We start from the raw sequence: 25,409 nt of genomic DNA, 5'->3' as shown, positions 1-25,409 counted from the left end.
GCAGCTTTTTGACTGATGTACGCGCGGCCTTACGCGGCCTGCTTCTGTTCGGCCTGGGCTTCGATGATGCCCATGACGTCGCTTTCCTTCATGATCAGCAGGTCTTCGCCGTTGATCTTGATCTCGGTGCCTGACCATTTGCCAAACAGGATGCGATCGCCGGCCTTGACGTCGAGCGCCTGGACCTGGCCAGCGTCGTTCCGGGCGCCGGAGCCGACGGCGATGACTTCGCCTTCCTGCGGCTTTTCCTTGGCGGTATCAGGGATGATGATGCCGCCCTTGGTCTTTTGTTCGGATTCGACCCGGCGGACGAGAATGCGATCATGCAGCGGTCTAAACGACATGTTTTCCTCCATGGACAAACAAGATGACGTTGATCCCCGCGCCGAACCGGATGACCGGTCCGGGCGGGGTGCGAAGCCTCTTTGAGCGCTTCGCGCGAAAATTTATTTTCGAGATTTTCCGATTTCAAGAGGGTTCCGCAGAAAAATTAGCACTCGCGCTTGTCGGCTGCTAACACGCTGGAAAGGAACGATAATCGAGGCAGCGAGTTGAAAAATTATTGATGCCGCAGCAGACTTGCGTCATCCTTCTGCCTGTCATGAAAAGGAGATGAAGCATGCAGTTCTCATCGGATCTTGAGCGCCAGCTCAATGGTTATGGCCTTACCACAGCGCATATCCTCTATCGCATTCCCGATTTCGAAACCGTCCTGCAGAGCTATGTCTGGCAGGACTACGACCTGGCTCCGGATTTCCCCGAAATGCGTAAATTCCTCGATTTCTGGCAGTCGTCTCTCGACGGGCCGCTGCACTCGGTTCGCTACAGTCATCAGCGACCGATCGGCCCCAACGAATGGCGGCGCGTCGATGGTGAATTCAAGCTGCAGTGAATCTTGAATTTGATTTTTTCACTTCCTAGCTCACCCGGCGATCAGGGCTTGATGAGCCCTGTCGCTTGACCACGTGTGTATGGAGTGAAACCAAATGGAAGAGAGCATCAAAATCATCAAGAGTGCGAGCGTCCCGGAAAGGGAGGAGATCATCGTGGACTTCGCCCGGTGGCTTGAGACTGCCTCACAGGAGGCACTCGTCTATGGCGAAGGGCGCTTTGCCGTGATGTCTGCGAATATGGCAAAAGCAATACGGGTCAATGCAGACGAACTTGCACGCGACAATCCAGAGGCGGCCGAGCGTGTCCTGCAGCAAGCGTGCACCATGATATCGCAATTCAAAGCTGCCTATCCCCATCGGGTTCTCAGTCGCTCCGTTCATTAAACCGAGGCACCAGACGGATCGACTTCTCATGCTTCGCATCAATCATGGAAGCGGCTGTCGTCGAGCATCCTGCGACCGTCAGGCCGGCCGGGTTTGCGCTCCACGAGAGACATTACCGTTCCTCCAGCTCGAAATAGCTTGGTAAGACGGAATGCAGTTGCCCGACTGACTTCTAGTTCGGCAGCCAGAAGTGTCATATCCCCGGCTGCAACCTTGCCTGATCGACGTATCAGAAATCCTCGGATGGCCTCGGCTCGTCGACACGCCTCATCCCAAAGCGCTTCGTCAACCTCATCAGGGAATGGATCAGTCATGCAGAAACACCGTCGATTGCGTCGACGAACGAATCTCACATTAAGTGCCAAAATCCAAGATGGAATCTCAAGTTAAGTGCCAAGTCTCAAATTAAGTGCCAGGCTATCTTGTTGAAACTGTTAGGGGCGGAATCTTACGGTTAAATGCAAAACGACAGCTGGTCTCCGGACGTTTGGGCTGGTTGGTTTGCTCGGTGGAATCTTTGCTGCGCTCTCCGAGGCGCTAGGCTCCGGGGTGCTGATCGCTGGCTTCCTCGGCTTTGCCGCGATCTTCGCGTGGTTCTCGGCGCGCGAAGCCGAGCACGACCAGAACTTCAGCGTGACGGGCGTCGTGGCTGGCCTGATCGTCTTTGCCCTCGGCGCGCTGGCCGTGGTCGGTGACACGCGTACTGCCGCTGCCGGCGGCGCGGCACTCGCCGCCGTCCTCGCCAGCCGGGAGGTGCTGCACGATTTGCTGCGGCGCCTGACTTGGATCGAACTCCGCTCGGCAATGATCCTCGCTGTCATGACGGCCATTGTCTTGCCGTTGCTGCCCGATCGGGCGATCGATCCCTGGGGCGGCTTGAACCCGTTCGAAATCTGGTTCTTCACGGTTGTCATCGCGGCAATTTCCTTTGGCGGTTACGTTGCGGTGCGAGTTCTTGGCCAACCCCGAAGAACTGATGTTGGTATCGGTCGCATGAGCAGGCTGCACACAGAGAAGCATCTCGTCTCGCGGATCGGATGGTTGCGGGCGGCCGTGCTCGGCGCAAATGACGGCATAGTTTCCACGGCTAGCCTCATCGTCGGCGTTGCCGCCGCGGCACAGGGGACTTCGGAGATCCTAGTCGCGGGAATCGCCGGGCTGGTCGCCGGATCAATGTCGATGGCGGCAGGCGAGTATGTGTCTGTGAGTTCGCAGTCGGACACAGAGCAAGCCGACCTCGCTCGCGAACGGATGGAACTGGAAACACAGCCTGAATTTGAGAAGAATGAACTCGCGCAGATTTACGTCGGACGCGGTTTGTCGGATGAGCTTGCCCAGCAGGTTGCCGCACAGCTGATGGCCAGGGATGCACTTGGCGCCCACGCAAGGGATGAGCTCGGACTCTCCGAGGCGACAACGGCCCGTCCTATCCAGGCGGCATTGACGTCGGCGGCGACCTTCGCCGTCGGCGCGGCGATGCCGCTGGCCATGGTGCTTCTGGCGCCGGCCGCTTCGTTGGTCTGGGCGGTGTCGGCCGCCTCGCTGCTGTTTCTAGCGTTCTTGGGAGCCATCGGCGCAAAGGCGGGCGGAGCCAACGTCATGCGGGCCACATGGCGGGTCACTTTCTGGGGGGCCTTGGCGATGGGGCTCACCGCAGGAATCGGCGCGCTGGTCGGTCAGGCCGTGTGAGCGATGCTGGCGGCGGGCATCGGACCAACAACTGACCTTTGATCGCGAGCGCTAGAGAGCTGAGACCAATTTACCACCGAAGAAACCGCAACACCGAACCGGGCGGCCACCGTCCGGCAGCTATCACCGGAACCAACCGCCGCCACAACACGCTTCCGCAGGTCGTTGGAAAGAGGTGCCGTCATAAGATGCTGGCCTCCTGCCCAGCCACTTGAATCACAAATCCTTCAAGCAGGGAATCCACACGATTCTATAAATCCGTGAACCGCTCTAATCAGTTGAACGATTAGCTTGAACCGATTCCGGCCTAATAGGACATCATCACAGGAACGGGACAGTTTTCGAGTATCGAGCGGGTCATCCCGCCCCATACCGTTTGACGCAGACGCGAATGCACGAATGCACCCATGACCAGAAGTTCCATCTGCTCGCTGGCAAGAAACGAGCGTATCGGCTCGCCCTCGTCGTCGCCCGGCGGATTCGCGACCACCGCGATTTTGGGCTCAATGCCGTAGAGCCTGAGATAGTTGCCTAGCTCATCGGCTGATTGCAGTCCCTCCGATCCCTTGGTGTCCAGAACCGTCGCGATGCTGACCTGATCGGCCATCATCAACAAGTCGATGCTGTCACGAACCGCGCGCGCGGCTCTTGCACTCCCGTCCCAGGCGATGGCCACCTTGGCTGCTATTGGCCGACGCCCTTTCTGGGTTACAAGCACGGGTCGGCCAGTGTCGAAGATCGCGTGCTCGATCGCCGGACGGGCCCAAGAGCGTGATGGCTCGGCCGCCGGAAGGATTGTCAGATCATGAACACGTGCCAATGCGATGAAGCGCTGGTAGCGCCCTTCGAAGGGCGAGTGGGCATGTTCAAGCGCCACAGCCACGTCCTTTTCAGCTGCAAGCTGGCGAACCGACCGCGCGGCCTCTTCAGAGGCCTGTTCGATCCTGTCCTCCTCTTGTTCAATCCAGATCGAGGAGGAGCCAAGCGTCAGCGGGAATGGCTGCAGCAAGTCTGGAGCGAACACGTAGACCGTGAGCGTCGATCGGTAAGCCAAGGCCATGTCCATTGCACGGGTCAACGCCGGAGCTGACGCGGAGCTATCCGCATCTACGCCAACAAGGAGGCTTCGCAGACGGCATGATTCCAAGGCCATGTCCTTCCAGTTCTATCGTTTTGCAGCGCTATCGCTCCTGCATTGAGGCCTGGGCGGCCGAGCTTCAGTCGCCGAGGCTGCTGATATAGGCAAGGATAGCCTGGATCTGTTCCGGTGTTGCAACGAATTCGGGCATGTCGGGATGCCCCGTGGAGATGCCTTCGGCAAATGCTTCCTCGAGCGCATCAATGGGGTAGCGCTGCGAAAGCGTCCTGAATGGTGGGGCGTCGGAATGACTGCTCTCGCTGGTTCGATCCACGGCATGGCAGCGCGCGCAGTTGAGTTCCACCAGCGCCTTTCCCTCGGCAATGTTGTCTGCCCCGGCCGACGTTGCGACAAGCCCGACAAGAATTGCCATTCCGACTATTTTGACCAACCTTTCGGACACTGACCTAGCTCCCTGATCGTGATTTCAGTCTCGTAGCACGAAAGAGTTCTACCTGTTCATTGACAATCACCTTGATAAGCTTCCTGTGTTGATTTCGATCAACGCTCGGAGAAATCGCAGCGGTATCTCAGACGTCGCACGTCCTTGAGCTGTTGTCCAAGTAATCGACACGCAGCGTACAGGAGGTCGACGGACGTACCCAGCAAGATGAACGTGGGACAAAGCTTACCTTAGGGTCGGAAGCGATGGCCTAATTACTGGTCGGTATGCGAGCGTGGAGTGACTTCAGGATGGCAGACGTAAGTGACACCCAACTCGGTCTAATTGACCGCTACTGGCGAGCCGCCAACTACGTATCTGTCGGCCAAATCTACCTGATGGGCAATCCCCTACTTCGAGAGCCTCTTGCGGCCGAACACGTTAAGCCACGGCTCCTCGGCCACTGGGGAACGACACCTGGCCTGAACTTTATCTACGTGCATCTGAACCGCGTCATCAAGGAAAGGGATACGGACGTCCTCTACATCTGCGGGCCCGGCCACGGCGGACCCGCGATGGTGGCGAATACCTATCTTGAAGGCTCCTACAGCGAGATCTATCCGGACATCTCGCAGGACGAGGCCGGACTGCGGAAACTGTTCCGCCAATTTTCGTTTCCTGGCGGTATACCCAGCCATGTCGCCCCCGAGACGCCGGGTTCGATCCACGAAGGCGGCGAACTCGGCTACGCGCTTGTCCATGCCTTCGGCGCCGCTTTCGACAACCCCGACCTCATCGTGGCCTGTGTCGTCGGCGACGGGGAGGCGGAGACGGGACCGCTGGCGGCAGCCTGGCACTCCAACAAGTTCCTCAACCCAAAGGTGGACGGCGCGGTTCTGCCGATCCTCCACCTCAACGGTTACAAGATCGCGAACCCGACCTTGCTGGCGCGGATGGCGGACGCGGAACTCCGGGACCTCTTCCGGGGCTACGGCTACGAACCGCTGTTCGTCGAGGGTCAGGACCCTGTTCCGATGCACCGGGCCATGGCTGATACCCTGGACAGGGCGATGGACAGTATCCGCGAGATCCAGCTGCAGGCCCGCGCTGAAGACTGGTCCGGCGAGCGGCCGCGCTGGCCCATGATTGTCCTGCGCAGCCCGAAAGGCTGGACCGGACCGAAGGAAGTCGACGGGAAGAAGGTTGAGGACTTCTGGCGATCGCACCAGGTCCCGGTATCCAACGCGCGGGGTGATGCCGCCCACCGCCAGATCCTCGAAGACTGGCTGCGCAGTTATCGACCGCAGGAGTTGTTCGATGGCGACGGTCGCCTCCTGCCGGAACTCGCTTTGCTTGCTCCCGACGGTGACAAGCGCATGGGAGCGCTGCCGCATGCCAATGGCGGAGTGTTGAAGAAGGACCTCGTCCTGCCGGACTGGAAGAGCCTCGCCGTCGATGTCCATCGACCAGGCGAAACCATCGCCGAGACGACCCGCTTCATGGGCGCCTATCTGCGCGAGGTGATAAGCCTCAATGCCGAGGCCCGGAATTTCCGTCTCATGGGTCCGGACGAAACCGCCTCGAACAGGCTCGATGCCGTCTTCGAGGTCACGGATCGGGTCTGGATGGAGACGATCGAACCCTATGATGTGCACCTGGCGCGCGAGGGCCGGGTCATGGAGATTCTATCGGAACATCTCTGCCAGGGATGGCTGGAGGGCTATCTGCTGACCGGGCGGCACGGCCTGTTCTCCTGCTACGAAGCTTTCATTCACATCGTCGATTCCATGGTCAATCAGCACGCCAAGTGGCTGAAGGTCACGGCGGAACTGCCCTGGCGCAAGCCCATCGCATCACTGAACTATCTCCTGACGTCCCACGTCTGGCGGCAGGACCACAACGGCTTCAGCCACCAGGATCCGGGGTTCGCCGACTTCGTCGCCAACAAGAAGGCCGACACTGTCCGCCTCTATTTTCCGCCGGATGCCAACACGCTGCTGTGGGTCACCGACCACTGCCTGAGGACCTGGAACCGGATCAACGTGATCACGGCCGGCAAGCAGCCTCAGCCGCAATGGCTCACAGCCGAGCAGGCGGAACGCCATTGCGAGGCGGGCGCCGGGATTTGGAAATGGGCGTGCACATGCCCGGCCGACGAACAGCCTGACGTGGTGATGGCCTGCTGCGGCGACGTGCCGACACTGGAGACACTCGCGGCAGTCGATCTGCTCCGCCGCGAGTTGCCCGGTCTTCGCATCAGAGTGGTCAATGTCGTCGACCTGATGACCCTGCAATCGCACACGACCCACCCGCACGGATTCACGGACGAGGAATTTGACGCGCTCTTTACCAAGGCTAAGCCCGTGATCTTCGCCTACCACGGTTATCCCTACCTCATTCACCGACTGACCTATAAGCGGACCAATCACCACAACTTCCACGTTCACGGCTTTCAGGAGGAAGGCACCACGACCACGCCCTTTGACATGGCGGTCATGAACGAGATCGACCGCTTCCATCTGGCAATGGCCGCGGTGAGGCGTCTGAAGGACCTTGGCGCCGACGGCAACCGGGTGATCGATACCTGCGAGCATTCGCTCGAGGAGCATTCTCGCTATATCCGCGAGCACGGCGAGGACATGCCACAGATCCGGGACTGGAACTGGCCTCCCACGACTGAAGCAAAGGCGGGAAACTGACATGGAACTAACGCTGAGCTTCCACGGCGCCGCGCATGGCGTGACCGGCTCCTGTTACGAGCTTGAGGTGGGCGACCGGCGGCTTCTCATCGACTGCGGAATGTTTCAGGGCTCGAAGTCGGAGAAGGCGCTGAACTATGGCGAGTTCCCGTTCGACCCCGCCACGGTGGACGCAGTCATTCTCACGCACGCCCATATCGACCACAGCGGCCTGCTTCCAAAACTCTTGAAGAAGGGCTTTACAGGGCCGATCCACGCAACGCCTGCTACGATTGACCTTTGTTCCGTCATGCTTCCGGATTCGGCTCACATCCAGGAGATGGAGGTCGAGAACCTCAATCGACGCAACGCCCAGCGGGGGCGTCCGACGGTCTCCCCGATCTACTCACTGTCGGATGTGGCTGCATGCCTGCTGCAGTTTCGTTCGGTCGAATACGCTGCCTGGACGACAATCATGAATGGGGTGCGCGCCCGCTTCTGGAACGCCGGCCATATGCTGGGATCGAGTTCGGTCGAGATTGAAGTGGCCTCCGAGCAAGGTGAGCCCCCGCTTCGCATTCTCTTTTCGGGCGACATCGGCCCCGGCCAAAAGCTCCTGCAGGCTGATCCGGAAGGTCCGCGCGACATCGACTTTCTCATCTGCGAGGCCACCTACGGGGACCGCGATCGACCCGACGTCACCCGTGATGAGCGCAGGCGCCTCCTCGGCCAGGAAGTCATGCACGCCGCCAAGGTCAACGGCCCCTTGATCATCCCGTCCTTCGCGGTCGAGCGGACTCAGGAACTGCTCGTAGATCTGTTCCTGCTCGCGCAGAACAGCGACATTCCCGAGAATCTCTCCATTTTCGTGGATTCACCGCTTGCAACCCGAGCAAGCGCTGTTTTCGGGAAACACGCCGGAGAGATACACGACGGGGATATCCTGAAACGCGCTCTGGCCTCGAAGAATGTGCGCTTCACGGAAACCGTCGATCAGAGCAAGGCGATCAACAAGCTTAACGGACACTACGTGGTCATCGCCGCCAGTGGCATGTGCGATGCCGGGCGGATCCGTCACCACCTGAAAGCGAATCTCTGGAAGAGAAACGCCTCAATCCTCATGGCAGGCTTCCAGGCGCAAGGGACGCTCGGACGGTTGCTTGTGGATGGCGCTTCGCGCGTGCGCATCCAGGGTGAGGAGATCAAGGTGAGAGCCCGCATCAGCCAGTTTGACCTCTATTCGGGCCACGCGGATGCCAGCGAACTGGTGTCCTGGGTTAAGGACCGCGTTCCGGTAAGGCATGCAATCTTCCTGACCCATGGCGAGGAAGATGGCCTGAATGGGCTGAAGGGCCGGTTAGGGGCCGCCCTGCCGGAAATCTCTGTAATCCTCCCGTTGATCGACGACGCATTCCAGATCGGACAGAAGGGCGCGCGACAGGTTGACTTGAACAAGCCACTTCGTCTGAAGCCCGAGAGCGTCGCCCGGCTGGACTGGCACAATGACCTGTCCAAATTCCTGATCGAGGTCAGCGAAACCGTGACTGCTGCCGCCGACGAAAAAAGCCGCGCGGTCATCATCCGTCGCCTACGGCGAGCCTTGGAGGCAGACCAGGAGTGAGCCTCCGGTCCCAATACCACCGGTGCCGTCGCAGTGCTGGCGCGCAACCGCACCGAGCCTTGTTGTACTACTTGTGCGTTGTCGGACCGCGGATATCGGCAAGAAACGCGGTCATCGGTTCAGATGTGAACCAGTTCACCGGTCCCTGCCGCCTCTATCCCGGCCGCGTTGGCCTCGTCGGTATCGATGTGTACTTCGGTGAACGCGTTGGCGCCCACGCGGACCAGGGTCCGGCCGAAGGTAAGGCTGCGATCCTCGTCGCCCACACTTATGTCGACATAGTCGCCGTCCTGAATGCCTAGCCGCGCGGCATCGGCAGGATTCGCGTGGATGTGCCTGGCTGCGATAATCAGCCCGTCCGTGGCGATGCTTCCCGCCGGCCCCAGGATCGTCACCTGCGGTGTTCCCTCCAGCTCGCCGCTGTCGCGCACGGGCACGTCGATGCCGAGCGCAAAACTGTCGGTGCGGGATACCTCGATCTGCGTACGCTCCCGCAACGGTCCGAGGATCGCGACGCGCTCCAGTCTTCCCTTGGGCCCGACGAGTGTTACCCGTTCCCCTGCAGCCCAGTGTCCCGGCTGTCGCAGCCGTATCGCCTGATCGAGCATGTAGCCCTTGCCGAACAAATCATCCACCGCCTCGCGGGACAGGTGGACGTGCCTGGCCGACACCGCAATCGGCAGACGTAGCTCCCCACCGGACCTGCCGCCCGCGAGTGCTGCCGCCGTCTCGCGCGCGATCATCAACTGCTCGGCTGTCTCGGTGACGAAGACGCGGACCCGCGAACCGTAGGCCTGGATCTGTGGCGCTGCACGGTGCGACAGGTTCACGGCCATGTTGCGGTCATGGTCGAGCTGCAGGCCCATGAAATCCAGCCCGTCGCAAATGCGTCGGCGCATCGAGGGAGAGTTCTCGCCGATGCCCCCGGTGAAGACGACCGCGTCTAGTCCGCCCATGGCGGCCGCGTAGGCACCTACATATTTCCTGGCGCGGTATGCGTAGATCTCGATTGCCAACTGGGCCTGGGGGTCGCCCTTGGCAGCCCTGTCCTCGATGTCGCGCATGTCAGACGAGCCTGCCAGCCCCTTCAGCCCGCTGTCTTCGTAAAGAGCGTCCTCGATGTCCTGCACGGACAGCCCCAGCCTGCGGGACAGGAAGCCGAATGCGCCCGGGTCAACGTCTCCGGAGCGCGTCCCCATCACCAGCCCTTCGAGCGGTGTCATCCCCATCGAACTGTCCATGCTCTGCCCGCGGTTGACGGCGCAGACGCTGGCTCCGTTGCCGAGATGGACGCTGACAAGCTGGAGATCGGAAATCGGCCGGCCGATCTCCAGCGCCGCCCGCATTGCCACGTATTTGTGGGACGTCCCATGGAAGCCGTATCGGCGCAACCCCGCCTCCCGCCAGGCCGCCGGCACGGCGTAGGTCGTTGCGGAGGGAGGATTAGTCAGGTGGAAGGCCGTGTCGAACACCGCGACCTGAGGCAGGTTCGGCCACAGCCCGCGGCATAGCCGAACGGCTTCCAGGTTTGCCGGATTGTGCAGGGGAGCAAGCGGCGTCAACGCCGCGATGGCCTCGACCGTTTCGTCGTCGAGCAGCGTCGGCGCGGAGAATCGTGAGCCGCCATGAACGATCCGGTGTCCAATCGCATCGATCGAGTCCAGGTCAAACCGCTTCAGCGCGTCCGGTACGCCCTTCAGCGCGTCGCTGGGACTGGCGAACGCCGCCGCGCCGCGTTCGTCCGTCTCGCCGTGCCGGAAGCGGTATTCGCAGCTTCCGTTCTGGAAGCGTTCGTAGGAACCCTTGAACACCTCGCGTGTGTCATCACCTGCACTGAAGACGCCGAACTTCAGGCTCGAGCTCCCCGCGTTTAGAACAAGTACTAGCATCCCGTTCCCTGCTGCTTTCCGTCGCGTTGCGTTCTAGTATGCCGACAGGCCTATGGATGTCTCGCTGTCATTTCAAGCTTCTGGTTGCGCCTCGACAACGACTATCGCAGCGCAGGCGCTTATCATGGCTCGTGGACGCCTAGGCGGCGATATTGCCCAGCCCTGCCGCTGGGACACCACGGAGGACGTAGCATGTACAAACACATCCTGATCTCGACCGATGGATCCGAAGTCGCGCAGAAGGGGGTGGACCATGGGCTTTCGCTTGCCAAGAGCCTCGCCGCGCGGGTTACCGTCATCACCGTCACGGAGCCGTTCCCCTACTACGCGGCGGCTTCGTCGGCTGGATGGGCGCCGCTACCGATTGATATCTCCGGCTACGAAGAGGGACAGAAGGATCTCGCGGACAAGTTGCTCGCCGGCGTGAAGGAAGCCGCCACCAAACTCGGTGTCGAAGCATCGATCCTGTACGTACCGAACTCGCGGCCTGCCGAGGCGATTGTGGAAACAGCCCGAACGCAGGGTTGCAGTCTGATCGTCATGTCCTCGCATGGCCGGCGTGGACTTGGCCGGATGTTGCTGGGAAGCCAGACTGCGGAAGTGCTTGCCCATAGCCCCGTGCCCGTGCTCGTTGTCCGCTGAAGCCAAAGATAGCCGAAGAAGGACCGTCAACATGAAGATCCGCTCTTTCCTGCCTCTCCTTACCTATCCGGACGCGAGCAGCGAGGCTTCCATCCGCAATGCTGCCGCGCTGGCGAGTCTGGCCAGCGCGGAACTGCACGTGGTCGCTCTGGAGGCGGATATCCCTCCGGTCACCCGCGCGCTTTCCCGCGTATTGATGAACCTGCCGGAGGTCATCCGCAACGCGGAGACACTGAGCGCACAGGCAGGAGCAAAGCTCATGGATATCGCCCGCGGGAAAGCCGAGGCAAGCGGACTGCCGGTGACCGTCGGAACGCTAAAGGCCGCGCCTGCGCTTCTTGGCGAAGTCGCCGCATACGAGGCGCGCTACTTCGATCTCGCACTGGTTGGCTGGAGTTCCGGAAACCCGGGAATTCAGATGCTGGCGGAGGCAGTGATTTTCGGCTCGGGACGTCCGACGATCATCGTGCCCGAAGGTGCAGAGGCTAGCGGGATCAGCCGCATCGCGATCGCCTGGGACGGCAGCCGGGTGGCTGCGCGGGCTCTTGCGGATGCGACCCGTCTGCTGGAACGCGCCGAGGAGATGCATGTCATCACGGTGACGGATGAGAAACCGTTGGCAGACAAAGCAGCGGGCGACCGTCTTGCAGAAGGTCTCCGGCAGGCAGGCGTGAAGGCCAGCTTCTCGCCTATCCGGGCCGAGGACTGCCCCATAGCGGAAACCTTGCAGCGGCACGCCCTAGAGTTGGACGCTCAACTGCTCGTCATGGGCGGGTACGGCCATTCCAGGCTGCGGGACTTCGTGCTCGGCGGCGCCACGGCAGGTGTGCTGCGCGATCTTCGGATGCCCATCTTGCTTTCGCACTGAACGCGGCGTCTGGCGGTGGCGAGTTCGGTTGGAGAGGCTGCGGCAATGGCGTTGCGGCCGCCCGGAAGCCTAGCCTGTTTGCCGCGGAATCTTCCGCCGATAAGACTGGCGTCGAAGAGCGGGCGCGGACAAGGCATGTCCTGAATTGCTTGCCGACGCGGACTTCTCCTGGCGATCCTGCCGCATCGGCGCCGCCAGCAGGCGCAGGCCGTTCAGGACGACAAGCACGGTGCCACCTTCATGGCCGATGACTGCAAGCGGCAGGGGGAGGTCGAAGAAAAGGCCGCCGGTGACCAAGACTGCCATGGCAAACAGCGCGAAAGCCAGATTCTGCCGGATGATTGTTGCGGTGCGGCGTGCCAGGTCATGGGCTGCCGCAAGCTGGCCCATTTCCTCCGAAAGCAGCGCAACATCTGCTGCCTGCAGCGCGACATCCGAGCCCGCGGCGCCCATGGCGATCCCGACATCCGCTCGTGCCAGCGCGGCCGCATCGTTGACCCCATCTCCAACGAACGCGACCTTACCCGAAGCCGCGAATTCTCCGACCATGCGGACCTTGTCCTCGGGCAGCATGTCAGCATGTATCTCCTCCGGACGGAGACCTAGCTCCAGGCCGATCCTGACGGCAACCGGCCGACGGTCTCCCGTCATCATCACGATCCGCTTCACGCCGCTGTCCCGTAGGGCAGCAAGCGCAGCTGCGGAGGTTGGACGCACCCCGTCAGCAACGGTGACGGCACCAAGCACCGTCGAACCCTTTCCGAGGTAGATGACGGTTTGGCTGTCTGCTGCGAGGACCTCGAGTGCCGGATCGTCGACCGAGGCTCCCATCTCCGACACGAGACGCGGATTGCCGGCCCAGATCAGGCCTTCTGCGTGTTCACCAACGATGCCGGCGCTCGGCCTGGTGTTCACGTTCAACACGTCCGCCGCGACGACGGATCGGCGCGCCGCCTCCTGCCTGATGGCGGCCGCGCTGTGATGTTCGGATTGCGCCTCGATTCCTGCCAGGAGGGAAAGGAACACCTCTTCGTCGCCGTCGAGCGCCACCACGCGGGTCACCACCGCCTTGCCGGTGGTCAGGGTGCCGGTCTTGTCGAAGGCGAATGTGTCGACCGCCGCCAGCGTTTCAAGCGCGGCGCCACCCTTGAAGAGCACGCCTCCACGGGCCGCCGCCGACAAGGCCGAAAGGATCGCCGCGGGAACCGATATGACGATGGCGCAGGGGCTGGCGGCGACCAGCAGTGTCGCGGATCGATAGAGGGCATCCTCCCAGTCGCGCCCGAGCCAGTAGAAGGCGGCGAAGGCGAGCGCTGCCCCCGCCATGACCGCGACCGTATAGCGCTGGCCGAACCATGCGCTGAACTGTTCCGAAGGGGCTTTGGCTGCCTGCGCTTCCGTCACCAGCGCGATCATGCGGGCGACGGTGCTGTCTTCGATGGTCTTCGTGACCGCGACCTCGAGAACGCCGTCCAGATTGACGGTCGCCCCGAACACCTGCGCGCCCGGATCCTTTGCCACAGGCATGGATTCGCCGGTGATGCTTGCCTCGTCCAGAGAGCCGCGACCGCTGCTGATGATCCCGTCGGCGGGAACGCGGGCGCCCGGTCGCAGCACCACGACGTCGCCGACTTCGAGCTCGATGGCGGGAACCTCGGCGACGGTGCCATCCGCTTTTTTTCTCAGTGCTGTTTCCGGCCGCAACGCCATCAGGGATTCGACGGCACGGCGGGCACGGCCGAGGGCCTGTTGTTCCAGGGTTGTGGAAACGCTGAACAGGGTCAACAGAACCGCACCCTCGAAAGGCGCGCCAACGGCCGCTGCGGCGACCGCCGCCACAACCATCAGAAGATCGATGTCAACGATTTGCTCCTTCCACAAGGTCTCGAGGGCACGCCAAGCGGCCGGTAGGCCACCGGCGAGATAGACGAGGCAAAGCCCGGCGAGCGAGGATCTATCAGCAACAACCCCTGTGAGTGGCCAAAGGGCGGCTACGGCCAGGAGCATGCCCAGAACGGTCAACACCGTTAGGATCACCGGAGTGTCGAACGTGAACCGTCTTTGCATCAAATCTCACTTTCAACCAACTCAATTGTGATCCGCGCATCCAGCTCTACAGATTAAGACGATGACCTTCTTCTATCCCTAAGACAACTGCTTACGGCCCGATGTCAAACCAATCAGTCCCGCCCACATCGCAGTTGGTTGTTCATGCGTTGGCACCCGGGCATAGCAAGACGGTGTTGTCTACCAATCTGAACGGCTCACTGTCAGCGTGCCGCGCGTGTGGCCTCGTTTGTCCATGTTTGGCAAGTCCGTCCCAACTGCGCTTCCGCGCTGCCGCTGATCTCCGTCGCCTTGGGAAGCGTCGATCGGGCAGCTTTATGGAAGACATCAGTCGTGGGCGGCTGCCCCCAACGATCCGTGGTCTCGTCGTCCGCAGCGCGGCTTGAGAGTCGATCATGCCCTGGCAATCGCGGCCTCGATCTTAGCTACCGTGTGCCCGGTGAGGTCCTTGGCGAGTTCACCAACGAGCTTCAACCTGATCGCGTCGTGAAAATGGCGGCGCATTTCTCCGAGCGTCCGCGAGTCGGCTATTACAAATAGCGACGCAATGCTGCCCGTGATCGCCTGGTGATTGAGATAGGAGGCTGCCTCAGCAGCGAAATTGTCTTCATCCAGCCGCCTGTCGTCCGGATTGGCCGAAACGCTCCGGTGACGCGCCCCCGAGCCCGTATTGTCCGCGTCGATCTCCGGAGCGTCCAGCGCGACCAGCCTGATGTTAGGCTCGACGCCCTTGTTGCGAAACAGGCGCAGTTTCTTTCCGTCGGCGACGGCTACTGTCGTGTCGTTTGGGAGGATCATTTCCAGCTCCTGCTTCTCGAAGAGGTCTTGCTATAGATCTTTATGCGATATCATGAGGCATCTCGGTCGCTTGGTCGAGAGCGGCGTATGTCCGCATCCGATTGCCTTTCCGATCTCGCGAAGCCGGAAGCCATGACTTGAGTCAAGGAGATGCCGGGGAAGTGGATTCGCGTCATTGGGGCCAAGAAGGCATCTCGATGTTTGGGCAGGCCTCTCATGCATACCCGCGTTATCCGCAAGCGGTCGGGCGGGGCGACAATCGGCACGCCTGGAGGCTTGATCCGACTAGGCGGCGTAGAGCAGCGGATGGCGCTGGTGCTGGGCGCCTTCGGTTTCGGCCACTGGAAGCGGATACTAAACAAGCCATGAGCCTTATCCATGTTGTCCCGGCTCTGCCTGTCAGGCAAGGCGTTCCCTTAACTGAACTTGCTAGCCGATTGGGGTCGATTGGTTAGCTGACAGCGATCTCGCCTCATGGGCTTCGACCGGCTGCGCGACGCGCGTGCGTTTGAAAACGCTCTATTGGATGTCCGTTCTCTGGTCCGTATGACCGTGGTCCGCCCTCGGCCATGACGCAGGAAGAACCGGGGCATTACTTGTTGGCGTAGCGCTTGCAATTTGTGGGTACTTGCGGATTTTAGAGTTGGGTAGTCGCTTGGCTATTGAGGGTTATTGGGGGGTGAGCTGCTGATTCCGATCCTCGTCCGTCTTTTCGGGTCGATATATCGGAAAGCGTGTCCCTCGCTGTCAGCCTACACACTTTTCGGTGAAATCCGTTGACAGCAACCGCATGTTCCTGCTCGTCATTGCGGCTGGGTCGTGTTCCTGACCGTTTATAGGCGGTCCAACGCTTGGATCGTTACGCCATCGAACCGAACGCTATTGCACCTTCGATCGCGATGGGAGCATCGCGGGCACATTGATCGGCAAGCGAGTTCTTCGAATTGATCGAGCGCAAGGCAGATGGGCGAGATTTATCCTCTGTTATGAAGTAGAATTAAAGAAACACCGGCTGACGAGGGGATAAATCCATGGCTGAAGATTGGGCCGTCGACGTCAAGAAGTACGCGAGCGACGCAGACGAAAAGGCGATTGCGGGGATTGTGCGTCACTGCGGCATCGCCCTGCAAAAGAGAGATTCTTCGCTAGTCTCCTTTTCGGACAAGGATGAGGTCGCGCGTGTACGCGATAATTTCCTGAAGAAAAAGCTCGGCTTGAACAGCCCGGACAGCGAACTCGATCAAGCCATTTCGGCTGTGGCGGCAAAAATGAAGGGCGATCGCACGAAGAACCGGGTTACGGTCTACTACCTGTTGGCGGAACATTTCGGAAAGCTCTCGACGTTCATTTGACAGGTTGGATGCTGGATCGCAGATTCACGGGAGGAAATTGCCATGAAGGGCTTTGTTGCCGATATCGAAGAACTGACCGAGGAAAACAGCGACTTCCGCCGGGTACTCTACACGGGAAAGAAACTTCAACTCGTTTTGATGGCGATTAAGCCCGGCGGCGAGATCGGCGAGGAAGTGCACGAGGATCGTGATCAGTTCTTTCGCGTCGAAAAGGGAAAAGGCGAAGTGCTGATCGACGGCAATCCCTCGAAAATCAAAAGCGACGACGCGATCATCGTGCCGGCCGGTGCTCGCCACAACATTAAGAACACCGGCGACAAGCCTTTGCGGCTATATACCCTTTATGCTCCGCCCGAGCATCGCGACGGCACGGTGCATGTGACCAAGGCCGACGCTGACGCTTCGGAAGAGCATTTTGACGGCAAGACGACCGAATGATTGCTTCCGCCCGAGTAACGACGCCCCTGCGTTTGCCATCCAATCGGAGTAGGTGGTGATGGATGCGGATTCCTGGGTCCCGCTGCTAGGTTTCATCGCCGCTTCCTTCCTTGCGGCTATGACTGGTTCCTTCTTCCGACCGGGCGAATGGTACGAGCGCTTGAACAAGCCGTCATGGCGCCCGCCGAACCGGCTTTTCGCTCCGGTTTGGACGGTTCTCTATGTGATGATCGCCGTTTCTGGCTGGCTGGTTTGGCGGGAGGTGGGATTTGCCGGCGCGGCACTAACCGTCTACGCACTTCAGCTCGTGCTCAACGCCGCATGGACACCGCTCTTTTTTGGCCTGCACCGTCCCGACCTCGGCTTCTTCGACATCGTTCTGGTCTGGCTATCCATTGTCGCGACGATCGTGCTGTTTATCCCAATTCATGTTGGAGCCGGGTTGCTTCTCGTGCCCTATCTAGCGTGGGTCACTTTCGCGACGGCGCTTAATTTTGCGGTCTGGCGTTTGAACCCTGAGGTGGTACGACCCTAGCGCGCAGTACCGGGGACAAACGGTACCTGTCGTCCGCCCCCGTGCGGCAGGTCAAGACGCTGACGCGCGGTAGCACCTTTCGTCGAGATCGCGTTGGCTGCGAGTTGAGCAACTGGCTACCTGCCAGAAGAACACGCATTCGTTGTGCGGCAGCAAGGACGTGTACTGCCTTTTTGGGCCCTTGAGCGAATACTCGAGACGAACCGGACGAACGTGGCGAATGGCGCGACAAGAAAGACTCAGGAACCGTTGGCTGCTCGTCGCCGCGCTTCTCGCGGCGGCGGCAATCTATGTCGGTATCGAGCGGCCGTGGGAAACGAAACCCGTCACGGTCGCTGTGGAGACTCTAGCATCCGGCCACGTGTCCCAAATTCTTGCCGTCAACGGTCGCATCGCAGCGCGCAACTCCGTGACCGTGCGCGCGCCCGTCTCGGCTAAGGCGCTTTCCGTGCATGCGGACGAGGGTGACCACGTCATGGCCGGCCAAGTGCTTTTGAGTCTGGACACGGCCATCATAAACTCGCAGGTGGAACAGGCTGCTGCCGCGCTCGAATCCCAGCAGGCGCAGCAGCGCCAGGCTAGGGCCACCGTCGACCGCGCACGCGCACTTGGACCCAACAGTCCGCGTTCGGCACTGGAGGATGCCGAATTCCGGCTGACCAGCATCCAGCAAGAAACGGCCCGACTCGAGGCCGCGCTGCGCCAGGTACAGAGACAGCTCGATGAATTCACGATCCGCTCACCGATGACTGGCGTCGTCGTCACGCGGGGCGTCGATCTGGGCCAACTCGTCGACCTGCAGACCGAGCTATTTGTCATTGCTGACACCGGCGATCTCGTCGTTGAGACCGACGTCGATGAACTCTATTCCGCCTATGTGCGGGAGGGGCTCAAGGCGCTGCTGAAGCCGGTCGGTACCAGCATCGTTCAAGGTGGCAAGGTGGTTTTCGCCGCACCCATGGTGGACAGCGCGACGGGCGGCCGCGAGATCAAGATCGCTTTTGACGAGAAGGTTTCGCTGCCGGTAGGACTGACTGTGAACGCGAATCTAATCGTCAACGAGGTTGAGAACGCGCTGTCGCTGCCGCGACGCGCCATTGTGACCGACGGCGGGCGGAGCCATGTTCTTGTCCTCGAGAATGGGGTCGCGGTGCGACGCGAAATCGGCTTCAGCGACTGGCCTTCGGAGAGGGTCATCGTCACCGAAGGTCTGTCGGAGGGCGACGCCGTCATTCTCGACCCAGGCGCGGTCAAGCCCGGCGACAAGGCCGCACCGGGTAAGCCATGATCTACTGTTTCAAGTTCGCCTGGCGGTATCTCACCTCGAGCAAGTTGCAGACGGGTCTGCTGGTGCTCGGCGTGGCGGTGGGCGTTTTCGCCTTCGTCTTCATCAGCGCGCTTATAGGGCCCGGTCGGCCCGAAGCTGCGATTTTGGCCAAGTTGAAGAACGTTGTGGGAACAAGCGCAAACTGATTGACGGCTGCACTTTGGGCGAATGACGTGCCGCTCCGGCTATAGGAGTGGCGTGATGGGTTTGGGTATATCGAGCGAGGATTTCATCGGCCGCTGGAGCCTGAGCTTTTCCGACACTGATTTTGTGAACGGCAAACCCGGACCGGCGCGGCTGGGACTGGCGCTTCAGCTTAAATTCTTCGCCGCGCACGGCTTCTTCGTGCAGGATCATGCGGCGCTCCCCGCCGATCGTGTTTTGTATCTGGCCGAGCAGTTGGGCCTCGAAGCTGACGCCGTGAATCACTATGATTTCTCCGGTCGCACTGCCCGTCGGCATTGCGCGGAGATTTTGCAGCACCTTGGCTTTCGACGTTTGAAGCGGGCTGATCGGGAACAGCTGACGTTGTGGATGGCGAGCGAGTTGTGCCCGAGTGGGCAGTCGGTCAGCGCCATGCTCGAGCATGTTTTTCTGTGGTGCCGGGATCGGCGTATTTACGGGCCTTCGCGCAGGGAGTTGGAACGCCTGGCGCGGTCGCAACGACAGCACTATCTGGATAGCTGGTTGGGCGGCGTGCACGACCGGCTTTCGGCGAGCACGGTCGCTTTGCTGGAGGCTTCAATCACCGATCCGGACGGCCAGACCGGGTTTAACACGATGAAAGGTGACGCTGGCCAGGCTTCGCTCGACAACATGCTCGGCATGACGGCGAAACTCGCCTTCATTCAGAAACTCGATCTGCCTCAGGATCTTCTCGCGACGACCGGCAAGGCTTGGGTAGAGCAGATTGTTCGTCGCGTTGGAGGCGAAAAGGCTTCGGAGATGCGCCGGCACGCGCCTGCGCGGCAGATCGGGCTGTATGCGATTTATCTTCTGTTTCGCGAGGCGCAGTTGACGGATGCGATGGTCGATCTTCTGATCGAGACGGTCCACAAGATCGGCACGCGCTCGAAACGCAAGGTCGTGAGCGATATCGCAAAGGACATCGAGCGGGTCTACGGAAAGGAACGGCTGCTGGTCGAGATCGCCAGCGCCTCGATCGAGGAACCGTCCGGGCGCGTCTGCGATGTGATTTTCCCGATTGTCGGCAAGGATAAGCTGGCGGCGATCGTCAAGGAAAGCCAGGCGAAAGGGGCGCTTGATCGGCGTATATATAAGGTGATGCGCTCTTCCTGGGCCAATCATTACCGGCGCATGCTGCCCAGCCTGCTTTCGGTTCTGGAATTCCGGTCGAACAACACCATGTGGCGCCCGGTGCTTGCGGCGCTCGACTGGATTCGGAGCAAGATGGATGACGGCTGCCGGTTCGTGCCGGTGCAGGACGTTCCGATTGATGAGGTTATTCCCGCCAGGTGGCGCAGCTCCGTCATCGACGACGATGGGCGTGTTAACCGGATCAGCTACGAGCTTTGCGTTCTCACGTTGTTGCGCGACCGCATTCGCTCCAAGGAAATCTGGGTCGTTGGCGCGGACCGTTACCGGAACCCTGACGACGATCTTCCCAAAGACTTCGAAATCCGGCGTGACGCCTACTATTCCGGCCTCAACCTGACACCAGACGCGAGGACGTTTACGTCTGCCATCTGTTCAGAGCTTGAGCGGGAACTGTTGCTCCTCAATGCCAATATCCCGGACAATGATAAGGTCCGGCTTCTGTGGCGTGGCGAAAACCGCATCTCGATCACACCGTTCAAGCCTGCACCCGAGCCGAAAGGCCTCGATGCGATCAAAGGCGAGATCGGCGGACGCTGGCCGATGACCGGGCTGCTCGACGTGCTGAAGGAGGCTGCACTCGATACCGGCTTTCTGGATGCTTTCGAAACGTACGCCTCTTCGGGCTCCGGTCTGTCGGGCGCAACGCCCGGTGAAAGGTTATTACGTCACGAGACGGCAAAGCATAAATTCAAGTGACGGACTCGGGGGCCGAGCGCGGAGCCACGCCATGCCGCAGCCCGCACATGGGCCGCAGAGGCGCGGGATGTTGCCTACCGCATCAAGAGCAAGCCGGCCCGCGATGTCCTGAATGCGCTCTACAGTGCTATTGCGAGCCGAAAGCGACGGAGAGCAGCGAGCTCGCCACCGTGGGAAAGCACTGACGCCTTCTCCGCACACCGCCGTCACATGGCGGGCTCTTCGAAGCGCGGGAAGAGGACCTTGTCCTCAAGATGCATGTGCTCCACGACATCGTCGACGAACTTCCGCAGGCCCGTATATAGCGCGGTCCACGAGCCACAGGCCTCAGCTGGCAACGCCATGCCGTGGGCGGCGTGCTCGATGTCGCGCAGAAGCCGGGCGGCATCCTCATGCTCATGGCGCATCTGCGTGAGCGGCTGGGAGATGCGCACGGTATGGCCCTGCCGCATCAGCGGGAAGACGATCTGCTCCTCGCTCGTCATATGCCTTTCCAGTTCCTCGCCGAGCGCGCTCAAGGCCCGCGCGAGCCCGGACGGCGCAACCGGATGATCGCCGTGGACGCGCTCGACCTTCTCGGCGAGCGGGATCAAGAAGGCGAGTTCCTGCCGATGGGTGTCGTGATAGCGGGAGACGAGATGCTCGATCAGCGCTTCCGTCTCCTGCGGCGCATCGCGGCCCGCCGCCTGCTGGAGCGCAGCAAGCTCGGAGAGCAGATCCTCCGGGGACAGGCCGGCACGCTCGGCCGCCTCGCGCAGCGGCACATTGCCCCCGCAGCAGAAATTGATCGCCGAGCGACGGAACTGATCGGCGGCCCCCGGCAGCTCCGTCGCGACGATCGTCACGGTCATGTCAAGTGAAAGCGTTTCCATCCTGGCTCCTTTGCTGTTGCGCGTCCCTTTCCCCCATCTTTTGCGCAACCGGAAGTCCCCTGTCTTTGACCCGGCACAAAGAGAAGGCAAGCGCGGTGGAGGATGATGAGCACCATCGGCTTTGCCTCGTGCCGGGCACGCTGCAGCGCGCCGCCGTACTTTTCCTTTCAGGCAACAGGAGGATACCATGAACGATGACACGCTCTCCGCCGCCGACATTCGCCGCCTGGAGACGCTCCACCAGAGGCTGCTCGACCTCTGCCTGATGCTTGAGGAAGCCGCCGGCGAGCCGGATTTCGGCGGCGAGCTTTCGAGTATCGCCGAGGCAGTCCCTCCCGCCCTGAAGGCAGTGCAGGATATGGAGGAACGCCTGCTCTTTCCCGATTTCGACCGCCATGCAGGCTCCTGCTTCGCCGCCATGACCATCGAGCGCCTCAAGGCCGAGCACCGTTTCGACCGGCTGGCGGCGGACGAGCTTTCCCTGACGCTGAAAGCCGCGTCGGACGGTCGCTGCGCGCTATCGCACGAGACCCTCGCCCGCATGATCACCGGCTTCCAGGAGGCGCTACGCCGTCACGTATTCTCCGAGAAGGTCGTTCTGGAGGCCTTGCTCTCCGCCAAGGCCGAAACGCGCAGTGTCTTCGCCTGAAAGACGACCTGACCCTCCCACCGCCTGAAGGTCGCGGACGCGTCGGTTCAGGTGCGGACGCGTCAGGAAGGCTCTCGCGCCTCATACCGCATCGCACTCAGCACGGGAAAAGGGGCGGGCTTCAGCAAAGCCGGCAGATGGGCCGTAAGAAACAGCATCCAGGCGGCGGACCAGCCGATACCCGCCACGGTCAACCATAGCGGCGTTTGCCCGGGCAGTTCCGCCAGCACGCGCGCGACGGCCGCACAGAATACGAGCCCAAGGCCCCCCCAGTGCCGGCGGCGGGGCTGAAGCTCCGCCCCCGCCGGCCGCCGCATCGTCACGCGGGCGGCGACCGCAAGGATCATCGGCCCTATGGTCGCCATGGTCAGGCCGTGCAACTCAACCAGTTGCGGCACCATCCCTGACCGCGCCGCGGCGATGGCAAGCACCCCGGGAACGAGGCCGGCATAACCGAGGCACAGCATCCGGTTCGCCTGCCCGAGCCGGAGACCGTCGAGGCTATGGACGACGACCCAGAGCATCGCGGCAATTAGCGCGAGCGTTCCGAGGATGCCCTCCTGCAGGAGGCCTGCTCCCAGCAAGGCAGAACCCAGCCAAAGCGGGGGTCTTTCCAGTGCGCCAAGACCGCGTCGGCGACGCGCCTCGGTCACGAAGGACGGGACGAACCGCCCGCCGATGATGAAGACGAGGGTTGCAATGGCCACGGGAAGAAGTCCGGCAAGATCCGGCCGGTCGAGAAGCCACGCCTCTGCCGCGACAAGCATCAGCGGCACCATCGCCAGGGGCACCTTATCCCATCGTCTCGCCTGAAATACCGGCCACGGGATCATCAGGGCCACCGGCAGCGACAGCAGCATGAGCGGCCAGAGGTCCCTCGGAAAGCCCAGCGACGTCAATCGCGCACCGAGGGCGAGCGCCGCCATGAAAAGCGCCGGCATCGGAGGCTGGCGTCCCGTCCAGGCCTTCTGTGCCGTCAGGACATAGCCGCAGATAGCCGTGCCGGCGAAGCCGAACAGTCCCAGCCTGGCATGCGCAAGCCTTGGGTCCTCAAGCGAGAGGAGCCAGAGCCACGGGAGCGCCGCAGCCGTGAAGGCCGCAAGCGCAAAGAACACGCCCGCCGGATGGAAAATCAACAGCAAGCGGCTTTTAACAGCGTCCTTCATTCGCTATGCCTTCTGGCACCGTCCGCAGGGCGCCTCAGCTTGACGACGAGGGCGCGGGCCGGAAAGCCCTCACGCGAGCCGGATCCGTATCGATCCATCCCGCCCCGATCAGGTCGAGGCAATAGGGCACCGCGGCGAAGACAGCATCGAGGCTGAATCGGATTGAACCCGGCTTTCCCGGCAGGTTAATGAGCAGCGTCTTGCCGCGGGTTCCGGCCAACTGCCGCGAGAGAATTGCGGTTGGCGTCTGCTCAAGGCTTGCGCGCCTCAACTGCTCGCCGAAGCCCGGCAGCTCCCGTGTCACCACTTCGCGCATGGCCTCCGGTGTCTCGTCACGCGGAGCGGGTCCCGTTCCGCCGGTCGTGAGGATGAGGTCTGCATGCTCCTCGTCGCACAATGCCAGAAGCGTGTCGCGGACCGGCTCGACACCGTCGGGAATGGTCCGCCTGACGATTTCAAACGGCGTCACGACCGTCTCTCGCAGCCATGCCTCGACGGCGGGACCACTCAGGTCCTCGTACTGTCCGCGGCTGGCGCGATCCGATATCGTAACGACAGCGATAAGCATGTCTGGTCTCCGGGAGCGCCCGTCAAGCCGGCGTCAGGAAGAGGGAGGAAAATCCGCTGGCGGGGTAGACCGCGCGGACCGGCTCGGCGCCGGGGAGAAGCGAGAAAGGTTCCAAGCCTTCGAGCAGTTCGTCGAAAACGATATTCAACTGCATCCTCGCCAGTTCCGCTCCCGGACAGATATGGATGCCCGCGCCATAAAGCAGGTTCTGCGACTGGTCGCGCCGGAGGTGGAACTCTTCCGAATCTGCGAAAACTGAGCCGTCGCGGTTTGCCGACGCCCACATCACCGTTATCCGATCCCCGGCCTCAAGCGTCCGCCCGCCGATGGTTACCGCTCGCGTGGCGACGCGGCGATTGGAGATCAACGGCCCGTGAAGTCGCAGGATTTCGTCGATCGCCTGTGGAAGCGCGCCCCGATCCCGGTGAAGCCGGTCCTGGATATCGGGGCGCCCGGCGAGGAAATGCAGGATAATACCAACGCAGGCCGCGATGGTCCCAAGCTCGCCCACCGTCCAGTTGCGCAGGATGCTGACGATCTCGGCATGGTTCAGCCGCTTGCCGTCGACGGTCTGGCGGAGCAGGCAGGTGGTGAAGTCGTCGACGCCGGCAGCGCCGCCCCCTTCGCGCATCGCGAGTTGCGCGCGGATATGACCGTCGAATTCAAGCGCGACGGTCGCCATCGCCTCGGTATCGCGGGCAAGCGTCGCCGCACGGTTCCGGTAGATCCATTCCAGCAGTGGGACATGCAGGCTTTGGGGCCAGCCGAGAAAACCGCACTGGATGCGCACCGCATAGGGCTCGGCGAAGTCCCTGATGACATCGCAGGACGGGTTGGCGCGGAGATGCTCCACTAGCTCACGCGCGATCCGGCGGAAGGCGGGCTCGAACGCCGCGATGTATTCCGGCGCGAAATAGGGCTCTATCATCCGGCGGTGGGGCGTATGCTCTGGCGGGTCCATTCCGTTCGGAACCGAAGGGTGCCGTGAAACGACATTACTGAAGGTTTCGTGTTCGCCGAGAACGCGCAGGACATCCTCGTGACGGAAGAGGGACCATCCGAGATAAGCGCTATATGCGACCGGACACGTTTCGCGCATCCGGTCATACGCGCCGATTTGGTCGCGCTGGATCTCGGGGCTTCGCGGGTCCCAATCAGCCGGGCATTTATTGATCTGTTGCCCTGACCCGCAGGCCTCGCGGACGTCCGTTGCCATTCTTTCCCACCGCTTCTGTTGTTTGCGGTACGTAGTGCAGCAGGGGTTGACGTTCTTTGTCGTCACACAAAGAATTTTGCAATAGTGATACTTCGGCATGGAAATGCTGATCGTGTCCCAGGATGTGGTGTAGCTGGATTTCATAGCCATCGGTGATTTCCGGTAGGGTCGGGTTGCTTAGAGCCAACCTGAAGGACACCACC

General features: G+C 61.5%; 25 protein-coding genes and 3 pseudogenes. 16 read left to right on the top strand and 12 right to left on the bottom strand.

Annotated elements, in window-relative coordinates; translation table 11 throughout:
- Nucleotides 1-29 precede the first annotated feature (29 nt).
- A complete protein-coding gene (gene groES, locus J2Y63_RS32940; RefSeq protein WP_435269493.1) occupies nucleotides 30-344 on the bottom strand; it encodes a co-chaperone GroES in 315 nt (104 codons plus the stop codon).
- Between the two features lie 23 nt (nucleotides 345-367).
- Here groES and J2Y63_RS32935 point away from each other — a divergent pair, with 23 nt between their 5' ends.
- The 5 genes and pseudogenes from J2Y63_RS32935 to J2Y63_RS32915 all read left to right on the top strand — a co-directional run bounded on the left by J2Y63_RS32935 (nucleotide 368) and on the right by J2Y63_RS32915 (nucleotide 2,966).
- A complete protein-coding gene (locus J2Y63_RS32935) occupies nucleotides 368-517 on the top strand; it encodes a hypothetical protein (RefSeq protein ID WP_435269492.1) in 150 nt (49 codons plus the stop codon).
- A gap of 102 nt (nucleotides 518-619) precedes the next feature.
- Nucleotides 620-892, top strand: coding sequence for an usg protein (locus tag J2Y63_RS32930; protein WP_435269491.1), 273 nt, complete (start codon nucleotides 620-622; stop codon nucleotides 890-892).
- A 94-nt stretch (nucleotides 893-986) separates the two neighbouring features.
- Nucleotides 987-1,277 (top strand): hypothetical protein, encoded by a 291-nt coding sequence (locus J2Y63_RS32925; RefSeq protein WP_435269490.1) that lies wholly within the window; start codon nucleotides 987-989, stop codon nucleotides 1,275-1,277.
- 501 nt (nucleotides 1,278-1,778) lie between these two features.
- Nucleotides 1,779-1,982 (top strand): annotated as a pseudogene (locus J2Y63_RS32920) (hypothetical protein); the annotation flags it as partial.
- Nucleotides 1,983-2,270: 288 nt separating this feature from the next.
- Nucleotides 2,271-2,966: a VIT1/CCC1 transporter family protein gene (locus J2Y63_RS32915; protein WP_137113941.1), complete on the top strand. Its 696-nt coding sequence runs from the start codon at nucleotides 2,271-2,273 to the stop codon at nucleotides 2,964-2,966.
- 59 nt (nucleotides 2,967-3,025) lie between these two features.
- On the opposite strand, the pseudogene J2Y63_RS32910 reads toward J2Y63_RS32915, so the two are convergent.
- From J2Y63_RS32910 to J2Y63_RS32900, 3 genes and pseudogenes are all read right to left on the bottom strand, one after another.
- A pseudogene (locus J2Y63_RS32910) lies at nucleotides 3,026-3,151 on the bottom strand (IS630 family transposase); the annotation flags it as partial.
- A 122-nt stretch (nucleotides 3,152-3,273) separates the two neighbouring features.
- Nucleotides 3,274-4,020 carry a universal stress protein gene (locus tag J2Y63_RS32905; protein WP_435269489.1) on the bottom strand — a complete coding sequence of 249 codons (747 nt, stop codon included), beginning with the start codon at nucleotides 4,018-4,020 and terminating at the stop codon, nucleotides 3,274-3,276.
- Between the two features lie 163 nt (nucleotides 4,021-4,183).
- A complete protein-coding gene (locus tag J2Y63_RS32900; RefSeq protein ID WP_009452964.1) occupies nucleotides 4,184-4,477 on the bottom strand; it encodes a c-type cytochrome in 294 nt (97 codons plus the stop codon).
- A 320-nt stretch (nucleotides 4,478-4,797) separates the two neighbouring features.
- On the opposite strand from J2Y63_RS32900, the gene J2Y63_RS32895 reads away from it, so the two are divergent.
- Both J2Y63_RS32895 and J2Y63_RS32890 read left to right on the top strand, forming a co-directional pair.
- Nucleotides 4,798-7,185: a phosphoketolase family protein gene (locus J2Y63_RS32895; protein ID WP_435269488.1), complete on the top strand. Its 2,388-nt coding sequence runs from the start codon at nucleotides 4,798-4,800 to the stop codon at nucleotides 7,183-7,185.
- 1 nt (nucleotide 7,186) lies between these two features.
- Nucleotides 7,187-8,785 carry an MBL fold metallo-hydrolase gene (locus J2Y63_RS32890; protein ID WP_435269487.1) on the top strand — a complete coding sequence of 533 codons (1,599 nt, stop codon included), beginning with the start codon at nucleotides 7,187-7,189 and terminating at the stop codon, nucleotides 8,783-8,785.
- Between the two features lie 119 nt (nucleotides 8,786-8,904).
- On the opposite strand, the gene J2Y63_RS32885 is transcribed toward J2Y63_RS32890, so the two are convergent.
- Complete coding sequence (locus J2Y63_RS32885; RefSeq protein WP_435269486.1) at nucleotides 8,905-10,674, bottom strand: acetate/propionate family kinase; 1,770 nt, start codon at nucleotides 10,672-10,674, stop codon at nucleotides 8,905-8,907.
- Between the two features lie 192 nt (nucleotides 10,675-10,866).
- Here J2Y63_RS32885 and J2Y63_RS32880 point away from each other — a divergent pair, with 192 nt between their 5' ends.
- Together J2Y63_RS32880 and J2Y63_RS32875 are read left to right on the top strand one after the other, a co-directional pair.
- On the top strand, nucleotides 10,867-11,316 hold the full coding sequence (locus J2Y63_RS32880) for a universal stress protein (RefSeq protein ID WP_435269485.1): 450 nt from the start codon (nucleotides 10,867-10,869) through the stop codon (nucleotides 11,314-11,316).
- Between the two features lie 31 nt (nucleotides 11,317-11,347).
- Nucleotides 11,348-12,184 carry a universal stress protein gene (locus J2Y63_RS32875; protein WP_435269484.1) on the top strand — a complete coding sequence of 279 codons (837 nt, stop codon included), beginning with the start codon at nucleotides 11,348-11,350 and terminating at the stop codon, nucleotides 12,182-12,184.
- A gap of 69 nt (nucleotides 12,185-12,253) precedes the next feature.
- Here the strand turns inward: J2Y63_RS32875 and J2Y63_RS32870 are convergent, their stop codons facing one another.
- Nucleotides 12,254-14,251, bottom strand: coding sequence for a heavy metal translocating P-type ATPase (locus J2Y63_RS32870; RefSeq protein WP_435269483.1), 1,998 nt, complete (start codon nucleotides 14,249-14,251; stop codon nucleotides 12,254-12,256).
- A gap of 393 nt (nucleotides 14,252-14,644) precedes the next feature.
- Nucleotides 14,645-15,049 (bottom strand): host attachment family protein, encoded by a 405-nt coding sequence (locus J2Y63_RS32865; protein WP_435269482.1) that lies wholly within the window; start codon nucleotides 15,047-15,049, stop codon nucleotides 14,645-14,647.
- Between the two features lie 1,031 nt (nucleotides 15,050-16,080).
- Between J2Y63_RS32865 and J2Y63_RS32860 the strand changes: the two genes are divergently transcribed.
- The 6 genes and pseudogenes from J2Y63_RS32860 to J2Y63_RS32835 form a co-directional block, all read left to right on the top strand.
- Entirely contained in the window at nucleotides 16,081-16,401 is a 321-nt protein-coding gene (locus J2Y63_RS32860; protein WP_009453011.1) for a DUF2853 family protein, read from the top strand.
- 42 nt (nucleotides 16,402-16,443) lie between these two features.
- Entirely contained in the window at nucleotides 16,444-16,839 is a 396-nt protein-coding gene (locus J2Y63_RS32855; RefSeq protein WP_435269481.1) for a cupin domain-containing protein, read from the top strand.
- 58 nt (nucleotides 16,840-16,897) lie between these two features.
- Nucleotides 16,898-17,374: a TspO/MBR family protein gene (locus tag J2Y63_RS32850; protein ID WP_435269480.1), complete on the top strand. Its 477-nt coding sequence runs from the start codon at nucleotides 16,898-16,900 to the stop codon at nucleotides 17,372-17,374.
- 220 nt (nucleotides 17,375-17,594) lie between these two features.
- Complete coding sequence (locus tag J2Y63_RS32845) at nucleotides 17,595-18,662, top strand: efflux RND transporter periplasmic adaptor subunit (protein ID WP_009453008.1); 1,068 nt, start codon at nucleotides 17,595-17,597, stop codon at nucleotides 18,660-18,662.
- Nucleotides 18,659-18,847: a hypothetical protein gene (locus J2Y63_RS32840; protein ID WP_435269479.1), complete on the top strand. Its 189-nt coding sequence runs from the start codon at nucleotides 18,659-18,661 to the stop codon at nucleotides 18,845-18,847. Before J2Y63_RS32845 ends, J2Y63_RS32840 begins: the two co-directional genes overlap by 4 nt.
- Nucleotides 18,848-18,902: 55 nt before the next feature.
- Nucleotides 18,903-20,657 (top strand): annotated as a pseudogene (locus J2Y63_RS32835) (DUF4158 domain-containing protein); the annotation flags it as partial.
- A 284-nt stretch (nucleotides 20,658-20,941) separates the two neighbouring features.
- On the opposite strand, the gene ric reads toward J2Y63_RS32835, so the two are convergent.
- Entirely contained in the window at nucleotides 20,942-21,607 is a 666-nt protein-coding gene (gene ric / locus J2Y63_RS32830; RefSeq protein ID WP_435269478.1) for an iron-sulfur cluster repair di-iron protein, read from the bottom strand.
- A 187-nt stretch (nucleotides 21,608-21,794) separates the two neighbouring features.
- Between ric and J2Y63_RS32825 the strand changes: the two genes are divergently transcribed.
- Entirely contained in the window at nucleotides 21,795-22,256 is a 462-nt protein-coding gene (locus tag J2Y63_RS32825; RefSeq protein WP_116625504.1) for a hemerythrin domain-containing protein, read from the top strand.
- Between the two features lie 62 nt (nucleotides 22,257-22,318).
- Here J2Y63_RS32825 and J2Y63_RS32820 read toward each other — a convergent pair whose 3' ends face one another.
- The 4 genes from J2Y63_RS32820 to J2Y63_RS32805 form a co-directional block, all read right to left on the bottom strand.
- Nucleotides 22,319-23,422 carry an NnrS family protein gene (locus tag J2Y63_RS32820; protein ID WP_435269477.1) on the bottom strand — a complete coding sequence of 368 codons (1,104 nt, stop codon included), beginning with the start codon at nucleotides 23,420-23,422 and terminating at the stop codon, nucleotides 22,319-22,321.
- Nucleotides 23,423-23,456: 34 nt separating this feature from the next.
- Entirely contained in the window at nucleotides 23,457-23,990 is a 534-nt protein-coding gene (gene mog, locus J2Y63_RS32815; RefSeq protein ID WP_116625506.1) for a molybdopterin adenylyltransferase, read from the bottom strand.
- 22 nt (nucleotides 23,991-24,012) lie between these two features.
- A complete protein-coding gene (locus tag J2Y63_RS32810; protein WP_116625518.1) occupies nucleotides 24,013-25,206 on the bottom strand; it encodes a cytochrome P450 in 1,194 nt (397 codons plus the stop codon).
- Nucleotides 25,157-25,409 (bottom strand): hypothetical protein (locus J2Y63_RS32805; RefSeq protein ID WP_435269476.1); only part of this gene is annotated, 253 nt, incomplete at its 5' end. The genes J2Y63_RS32810 and J2Y63_RS32805, both read right to left, overlap by 50 nt.

This window comes from Shinella sp. BE166 (assembly GCF_051201095.1).
Taxonomy (GTDB): Bacteria; Pseudomonadota; Alphaproteobacteria; order Rhizobiales; family Rhizobiaceae; genus Shinella; species Shinella lacus.
Note: the sequence above shows the minus strand (reverse complement) of the source record. Positions and strands in the feature narration are given on the sequence as shown.

What these genes read in the sequence shown, in the direction of transcription:
- J2Y63_RS32930 (WP_435269491.1), top strand. Translation starts at nt 620, where the DNA reads ATGCAGTTCTCATCGGATCTTGAGCGCCAGCTCAATGGTTATGGCCTT.
- J2Y63_RS32895 (WP_435269488.1), top strand. Translation starts at nt 4,798, where the DNA reads ATGGCAGACGTAAGTGACACCCAACTCGGTCTAATTGACCGCTACTGG.
- J2Y63_RS32875 (WP_435269484.1), top strand. Translation starts at nt 11,348, where the DNA reads ATGAAGATCCGCTCTTTCCTGCCTCTCCTTACCTATCCGGACGCGAGC.
- J2Y63_RS32870 (WP_435269483.1), bottom strand. Translation starts at nt 14,251, where the DNA reads ATGCAAAGACGGTTCACGTTCGACACTCCGGTGATCCTAACGGTGTTG.
- ric (WP_435269478.1), bottom strand. Translation starts at nt 21,607, where the DNA reads ATGGAAACGCTTTCACTTGACATGACCGTGACGATCGTCGCGACGGAG.
- J2Y63_RS32860 (WP_009453011.1), top strand. Translation starts at nt 16,081, where the DNA reads ATGGCTGAAGATTGGGCCGTCGACGTCAAGAAGTACGCGAGCGACGCA.
- J2Y63_RS32900 (WP_009452964.1), bottom strand. Translation starts at nt 4,477, where the DNA reads ATGGCAATTCTTGTCGGGCTTGTCGCAACGTCGGCCGGGGCAGACAAC.
- J2Y63_RS32820 (WP_435269477.1), bottom strand. Translation starts at nt 23,422, where the DNA reads ATGAAGGACGCTGTTAAAAGCCGCTTGCTGTTGATTTTCCATCCGGCG.
- mog (WP_116625506.1), bottom strand. Translation starts at nt 23,990, where the DNA reads ATGCTTATCGCTGTCGTTACGATATCGGATCGCGCCAGCCGCGGACAG.
- J2Y63_RS32935 (WP_435269492.1), top strand. Translation starts at nt 368, where the DNA reads ATGACGTTGATCCCCGCGCCGAACCGGATGACCGGTCCGGGCGGGGTG.
- J2Y63_RS32850 (WP_435269480.1), top strand. Translation starts at nt 16,898, where the DNA reads ATGGATGCGGATTCCTGGGTCCCGCTGCTAGGTTTCATCGCCGCTTCC.
- J2Y63_RS32810 (WP_116625518.1), bottom strand. Translation starts at nt 25,206, where the DNA reads ATGGCAACGGACGTCCGCGAGGCCTGCGGGTCAGGGCAACAGATCAAT.
- J2Y63_RS32840 (WP_435269479.1), top strand. Translation starts at nt 18,659, where the DNA reads ATGATCTACTGTTTCAAGTTCGCCTGGCGGTATCTCACCTCGAGCAAG.
- J2Y63_RS32825 (WP_116625504.1), top strand. Translation starts at nt 21,795, where the DNA reads ATGAACGATGACACGCTCTCCGCCGCCGACATTCGCCGCCTGGAGACG.
- J2Y63_RS32845 (WP_009453008.1), top strand. Translation starts at nt 17,595, where the DNA reads ATGGCGCGACAAGAAAGACTCAGGAACCGTTGGCTGCTCGTCGCCGCG.
- J2Y63_RS32925 (WP_435269490.1), top strand. Translation starts at nt 987, where the DNA reads ATGGAAGAGAGCATCAAAATCATCAAGAGTGCGAGCGTCCCGGAAAGG.
- J2Y63_RS32865 (WP_435269482.1), bottom strand. Translation starts at nt 15,049, where the DNA reads ATGATCCTCCCAAACGACACGACAGTAGCCGTCGCCGACGGAAAGAAA.
- J2Y63_RS32885 (WP_435269486.1), bottom strand. Translation starts at nt 10,674, where the DNA reads ATGCTAGTACTTGTTCTAAACGCGGGGAGCTCGAGCCTGAAGTTCGGC.
- J2Y63_RS32855 (WP_435269481.1), top strand. Translation starts at nt 16,444, where the DNA reads ATGAAGGGCTTTGTTGCCGATATCGAAGAACTGACCGAGGAAAACAGC.
- J2Y63_RS32915 (WP_137113941.1), top strand. Translation starts at nt 2,271, where the DNA reads ATGAGCAGGCTGCACACAGAGAAGCATCTCGTCTCGCGGATCGGATGG.
- J2Y63_RS32880 (WP_435269485.1), top strand. Translation starts at nt 10,867, where the DNA reads ATGTACAAACACATCCTGATCTCGACCGATGGATCCGAAGTCGCGCAG.
- J2Y63_RS32890 (WP_435269487.1), top strand. Translation starts at nt 7,187, where the DNA reads ATGGAACTAACGCTGAGCTTCCACGGCGCCGCGCATGGCGTGACCGGC.
- groES (WP_435269493.1), bottom strand. Translation starts at nt 344, where the DNA reads ATGTCGTTTAGACCGCTGCATGATCGCATTCTCGTCCGCCGGGTCGAA.